Source organism: Collinsella sp. CLA-JM-H32B (assembly GCF_040098065.1).
Classification (GTDB): Bacteria; Actinomycetota; Coriobacteriia; order Coriobacteriales; family Coriobacteriaceae; genus Collinsella.
Window position 1 is genome coordinate 1 of record NZ_JBBNNA010000043.1, and the last position, 5,623, is coordinate 5,623.

A 5,623-nucleotide genomic window follows, 5' to 3' on the forward strand; every position below is an offset into this window, starting at 1 on the left:
CGTCATGCCGCAGGCGTGACATATAAGTGCGCTTTACCCCTACGGGCTAAAGACATTATAGCCATTCCGCGCCGCCGCGAAATGACCTACCATATGCACGGGTAGCGTCGGTGCCGCCGCCGACGCGGACAATTTCGACGGATTGGGCAAGGTGGTTCCGCATGGCGACGCTTGAGGAATTGGAAAAACGCAAAAGGCAGCTCGAAGCGCAGATTCAGCGCAAGAAGCGCGAGCTTGCGAAGTCCGAGCGCAAGGCGAGGAACCACGCCGTCATGGTCGCTGGCGGCCTGCTGATGGCGAAGGCCCCGGACGGTGACTGGAAGTCGGTCGATTGGAACGCGCTCGCCGCGCTCATCGCCGGGCACGCCGACGAGATTTCGGCGTGCGGTACGCAGCCGCTCGACACGGATGGGGCGAGCAAGCGCCTTCGCGAGTGGGAGAAGGCAAAGCGCCAGCAGGTGTAGCGGCACTCGCCAGATGCCCAAAATCGGCCTTAAAAGAAAATGGCCGCAGACTTCCACCTGCGGCCACATTTCAGAGCCTTAAAACGGCTCTCAGACGTTCATTTGTGCCAAATCAGCTGAACGAGCAGTAGACGTACCCGCCCTTTCGGTCATACTCCCAATCGCCCGGAAGCTCGCTGCCGTCCGAATCGACCTCGACCCACCAGCCGTCCTCCGGGTCTCCCATGACGCGCCAGCGGCGCTTGCCGAGCTGCGACACGAGTTCATCGCCGTCAGGCTCGACGAGCGCGGAATCGCCCACATCGCCGACGCGCTCGACCGACAGAACCCACGCCTTTCCCTCGACGCTCGCGATTCGGTTGAAGAACTCCGACAGCTCGAAGTCAGCCACCTCGATGCGCTCGCATTCCCCCGACCTGCGCAGCACGGATACGTTCCACTTCACGGCTAGCCCCTCCAAGCCCTCTTGAGCCTTTGCCATCGGCTCAGCTTCTGCTCGGTCGATTCCAGCGCGAGCGTCTGGGCGGTCTCGTGGTGGAGCGCCTGAGCGCCCTGCACGGCCTTGGTGCTGTCGGCCACGGCATCCATGAGCTTGGCTATCTGCTCGTCCTTCTTGGCGAGCTGAGCATCCTTGACAGCAAGCTGCTCGACGAGCGCGGCAAGCGCTGGCGAATCGGCTCCGCTCGACCGCTCGGCACCGTGTATCTCCTGTGTATCTCGGTGTGTATCACCCTGTGTATCAGGCGGCTCCTCGTCAAGCGAATCGATGAACCCGCGAATCAAATCAGTTTGGGAACATCCTCGCAGCTCGGAAACCTTTTTTAGCTTGCAGATTTGCTCATCTGTAAGCCTGAACATCTTCTGCGGCACGTGTATCTCCTGTGTATCTCGGTGTGTATCACCCTGTGTATCAGCCCATTTCATCACCCAAATGAAAAGCGGGCAAGAATCAATCGGCTTTCGGCTCCGTCATATCGACGTGAACGTGCCCGTTTTCGTACCATGCGCCATCCGGCAGGCCGTCGGTGTCGCACTTCCAGCCCCTCAGCCATTTGATGACGGTAGGACGCGACACGCCAAGCGCCTTGGCTATGTCAGAGTGGTTCGCGTCCGGATGCTCGCGGGCGTAGGCGCGGATTAGTTCGCGCTTCTTCGGCGCACCGTCTTTGTTCCGCCAGCTCCCCTCTGGGTCGGTAACTCCTTGAATCGCCCGCATAACCGCCATGTGTTGCGCCTGCTTCCTGTAGTTCCGCTTGTTTTTCGGGATCGCTATTCCCGATATCCTCTCCAAGTCCTTGATGGGGAACTTCTTGTACCGCAGGTCGAGGCATTCGAGAGCGTTCTCGACCTCATGGTCGTTGCCGAACGGGTGCTCGGTGTCTACCGAATCCAGGAACGGCACCAGCGAATCCATGTCCGCCTTGACGCGCTCGCGGTCGGTGATGCCGCACTTCACGGCGTATATCGCCAGAGCCATCAGGCAGAAGTACCTGTGCTTGTATGATGCGCCCTCGCGTATCTTCCGAAGCCACCAGTTGTATAGGTCTTCCTTGGCATCCCATGAGCCGTCGGCATGACCGCCGTTGACGATGACCTTCTCGTACCACTCGGGGAACTTCTCCTTGGCCTGTTCGAGCGTGTACCTCGTCTCCCTCCACTTCTTGGATAGGTCGACTTGCTGGTCTGGAGGAAGGAACCCGTTTAGCTCTTCGAGCGAGAACGGATGCGTGTTGACCCTGAATGCCCTCACCGTACCGCCGTCCTTGGTCTTGCCGCCGATGATGCGGAACCCTTGGTTGATGCCCTGGTGCTGCGGGTGCTCCCATTCCCTCGATGTGTACTTGTTCCACATCTGGTCGGTCAGGCGGTACTTCATGTCCTTCAGCAGGCTTTTGGTGTTCGGGTAAAGGTCGGCGGGTTCCTCGAGGACGTAGTACAGGTGGATATTGTGCCCGCTCAGGATGATGTAGTTCGGATCGGGATAGTAGGGGTAATCGCTGCGGCAGTTGTAAAAGAAGTTCCGCAGAGTAACGTCATCCTGACCGTCGAGGTCGAAAATCAGGGCGCACATCTTGCTCTGCGCATCGGCGGTGTTCGCCCTGCCCCAGTAGGTAAGCCCGTTCGTTATCGCCCAGTTCGCATCGCTGAACTCGGCAAGAGTGTCCTCGAGCGTGTCCTCAAACAGGATGCGACGGCGAACCCTGTCCCCTTCGAGCTTCCCGTCCTCGTCGTAATGACCGCCGAACGAGCCGACGATGATGGGGTTCGCCTTGTGCTCACCGCTTGGCTCCCCTTCGGTCTGTATGAACCCGTACCCGAGCTGAAAGATATCGGAGTAGACATCCATGGCCGAGACCTCGAAAGCCCCGTACTCAAGAAGAACGGACTCAAGAGACAACCCACTCACCAACCCATCCCGGAAACCTCATAGGCACGTTATATTATCAATACTGCAATTTTACACCTAGAGCCAGAGAAAAAGGCCCCCTAGGAACCTATCCCAGAAGCCCTCATAGGCACGTTATATTATCAATGATTTTATTTTACACCTAGAGCCGAAAAGACCCCCTGAAATACGGGCGTATTTCTCCCGATAGAAAGATATGATATGATTTCATATCATATCGAGAGGAGAACGGGCATGAGCCAGATAGGGGTTCACCCCAGAATCAGCGAGCGGCACCCCGAGGTGAGCGATGCGGACGTGATGGCGGCGATGCGGTCGATGATTCGCTACAAGCAGCGCGAATCGGGCGAGTGGATTGCCGTCGGCACGGACTCCCGCAGCAGGCTGGTCGAGCTCGTCTACATCTACGATGCCGACGATGACTACTTCTTCGTCTACCACGGGATGACACCGCCGAGCGGCAAGACGCTCAGGGAACTAGGCTTGGAGAGGTGATTTTGATGAACGTGAACGATTTCATGGCGAAGCACGGCATCACCGATGCCGACCTCGACCGTATGGCCGCGCCCTACGAAGACGGCAGCTTCGAGCCGGAACCCGATGGCAAGGTGTTCAGCGGCTCGCACCTCGACGCGGTCGGAACCCGCCGCGTGACGGTAGTCTACGACGCGAAGGACACGCAGAGGGTGGCCATGATAGCCCGCAGCAAGGGCGTGAAGCCGTCTTCGGTCTACAGGGACGCACTCGACTATTATCTTGCCGCACAGGCTTAAACGGTTGCCGCAGGCGGGTCAATGTAGCAGGCGGTGACTACGGGGCGGCGTGTTCCGCGCTTGCGCGGATCTAAGCCGACTCGTTCACCGGCTGCGGAATTGACGCGACGGTCAATCGAATAGACCAGACTTGAAAAAGGGTCGATGGATGCTCTGCTCCATCGACCCTTTCCTTGCTACCTGTCCTGCCCGATGTTGGGGTTCCGCTCGTGGCTCGGCTGCTCCTTGCGCCTTTGCGTCTGCTGTTGCGAAGCGGAACCGCCGCCCGGTCTCGGCTTTGGCTTGGGAGCGTCCTTCGCATGGCTCAGCCGCCACGCGTCGCACCTCTGCCAAGCGGACGAGATTGCCTGCTTTACGTCAGCATCGTCGGCGATTTCCGGTGCCGGGCGCGGCAACTTGAGCTTCGGCATGTCGGCGAGCATGTACCCGCCGCCGCGCGATTCCGCGCTCACGCCGCCCCTGTATTCCTTCTCGCGACGCTTCACGTCGGCGATGTAGGCATCCCTCATGCAAGAGATGCGTTCTAATTCGACCTCGGCGGAATTGTCGGAAAGATATTCGCCGAGCTTGGGGTCGAGGTCTGCCATGAGGGACGCGGCACGCGGTTCGTCCTCGTCGTAGACCCAGAAGTCGCGACCCTTCCAAGCCGTTGCCGCACCCCAGCCCTTGAGCCTTTTCCTGAAGTCGCGGAACCCCTTGGCGGCATCGAGCGCATAGAGGCAAAGCCCGCGCAGGTTGCGCAGCAGCGCGTCCATGACGGTCGGTCTGCACCACATGTCGAGTTCCCTCGACGCTTCGGCCATCTCGGCGTTCGCCATACGGCGCTCGGCATTCTGGGCACCGCGCAGGGTCACGGGTTCGTATTCGACCCCCGCCGCTTCGGCTTCGGCCTTGGCGCGGTTCTCCATGGCACGGACGCGGCTTCCCTCGTGCACCTGCGGGACGCGCTCGATGCCTTGGCGCTCGTAGCTCCTATGGTCTACGCGCCCATCGAACCCGTTCTCTTCGAGTGCGTCGTTTATGAGCGCCGCGATTTCGGAGCGCCATTCCTCGGCCTTGGTCGGCTCGTTCCAGTCGGTAAGGTATCGCGTCTCCTGCTTCGGGTTGCGCCCCTGCCTGCTCTTTCTTGTCAGCTCGGATACGTCTTCCGGGTCTGCCGATTGCCCGAGTTTGCCACGCACCCGCGCGGCGGCTTCCGTCGGCGTGAGCCATCGCGTTTCGCCGCCGATTCGGTACCTGTAGACCTTTTCCCATCCCTCGGCTTTCAGGAAGGCGAACTCCTTGGCGCTCGCCTTCCTGTCATCTTTCTCGCCGAGCTTCCTGCACACGTAGACATTCTCCGATTTTGCGAGGAACCCGTTTTCGCCGACGGGGCGCAGCGGTTCAAGCTCGTGCACGTGCCAGTTCGTTCCGTCGACGTTGCAATGGATGCACGCATCGACCACGTGGCCGGCGGCTGCGCGCTGCGCCACGTGTTTCCTCGCGAGCCTGATTTTCTCGTCGTCCGGCAGCTCGTCGGGCAGCGCCCACTCGATTCGGCGGCAGAGCTGCGCGTCGGCCTTCTTCTCGACGCGCTCGACCTCGTTCCACAGCGCACCGCGCTCGCCGAACCGCTTCGGCGCGTTGTCTGGCAGCGCGATTCCCAAATCCGCCACCAGACGCTCGTGCCTATGGGCTTTGGTGAAATCAAACATGGTTCCCTCGCGCTCGAACTCGATGGCCGAGCGCGATATGTATGCGGCACCAGCGACGGCGGACGCGCCGACGGCGCGTGACGCGACGGATATGTTGCAGTGAAAGATGGCCACCGCCAGACCTCCCGTGGACGAACCTTGGCAAGATGCCGGAGCGCCGCCGCGACGGCATCGCGCAGCCCGCGATGATTCCGGAATCGCTGCGGGCGAATGGCAAGACTGCGGAGCGGTCGCGCAGTCGGACGGTCTGACCGTTCCGACGGAGAAGCCCCGCGCAGCGGCGCA

The 5,623-nt window shown here is 60.6% G+C and carries 7 protein-coding genes; 3 read left to right on the plus strand and 4 right to left on the minus strand.

Annotated elements, in window-relative coordinates; all coding sequences use genetic code 11:
- The first annotated feature begins 161 nt into the window (after positions 1 to 161).
- The gene (locus AAA138_RS09870) at positions 162 to 464 is read left to right on the plus strand and encodes a hypothetical protein (protein WP_349090675.1); all 303 of its coding nucleotides are present in this window, start codon (positions 162 to 164) and stop codon (positions 462 to 464) included.
- A 112-nt stretch (positions 465 to 576) separates the two neighbouring features.
- On the opposite strand, the gene AAA138_RS09875 is transcribed toward AAA138_RS09870, so the two are convergent.
- The 3 genes from AAA138_RS09875 to AAA138_RS09885 form a co-directional block, all read right to left on the minus strand.
- Positions 577 to 909: a hypothetical protein gene (locus AAA138_RS09875; protein WP_349090676.1), complete on the minus strand. Its 333-nt coding sequence runs from the start codon at positions 907 to 909 to the stop codon at positions 577 to 579.
- Positions 910 to 911: 2 nt separating this feature from the next.
- Entirely contained in the window at positions 912 to 1,334 is a 423-nt protein-coding gene (locus AAA138_RS09880) for a hypothetical protein (RefSeq protein WP_349090677.1), read from the minus strand.
- A 79-nt stretch (positions 1,335 to 1,413) separates the two neighbouring features.
- Positions 1,414 to 2,862, minus strand: a complete 1,449-nt coding sequence (locus AAA138_RS09885) for a helix-turn-helix domain-containing protein (RefSeq protein ID WP_349090678.1) — start codon at positions 2,860 to 2,862, stop codon at positions 1,414 to 1,416.
- 243 nt (positions 2,863 to 3,105) lie between these two features.
- Between AAA138_RS09885 and AAA138_RS09890 the strand changes: the two genes are divergently transcribed.
- Both AAA138_RS09890 and AAA138_RS09895 read left to right on the plus strand, forming a co-directional pair.
- Entirely contained in the window at positions 3,106 to 3,366 is a 261-nt protein-coding gene (locus tag AAA138_RS09890; protein WP_158050462.1) for a hypothetical protein, read from the plus strand.
- Between the two features lie 5 nt (positions 3,367 to 3,371).
- Entirely contained in the window at positions 3,372 to 3,644 is a 273-nt protein-coding gene (locus AAA138_RS09895; RefSeq protein WP_012814665.1) for a hypothetical protein, read from the plus strand.
- A 176-nt stretch (positions 3,645 to 3,820) separates the two neighbouring features.
- Here AAA138_RS09895 and AAA138_RS09900 read toward each other — a convergent pair whose 3' ends face one another.
- The gene (locus tag AAA138_RS09900) at positions 3,821 to 5,452 is read right to left on the minus strand and encodes a MobA/MobL family protein (protein WP_349090679.1); all 1,632 of its coding nucleotides are present in this window, start codon (positions 5,450 to 5,452) and stop codon (positions 3,821 to 3,823) included.
- Between the last annotated feature and the right edge of the window lie 171 nt (positions 5,453 to 5,623).

Bases quoted from the DNA above. Each gene is read 5' to 3' on its own strand.
- AAA138_RS09890 (WP_158050462.1), top strand. From the start codon at position 3,106: ATGAGCCAGATAGGGGTTCACCCCAGAATCAGCGAGCGGCACCCCGAG.
- AAA138_RS09870 (WP_349090675.1), top strand. From the start codon at position 162: ATGGCGACGCTTGAGGAATTGGAAAAACGCAAAAGGCAGCTCGAAGCG.
- AAA138_RS09895 (WP_012814665.1), top strand. From the start codon at position 3,372: ATGAACGTGAACGATTTCATGGCGAAGCACGGCATCACCGATGCCGAC.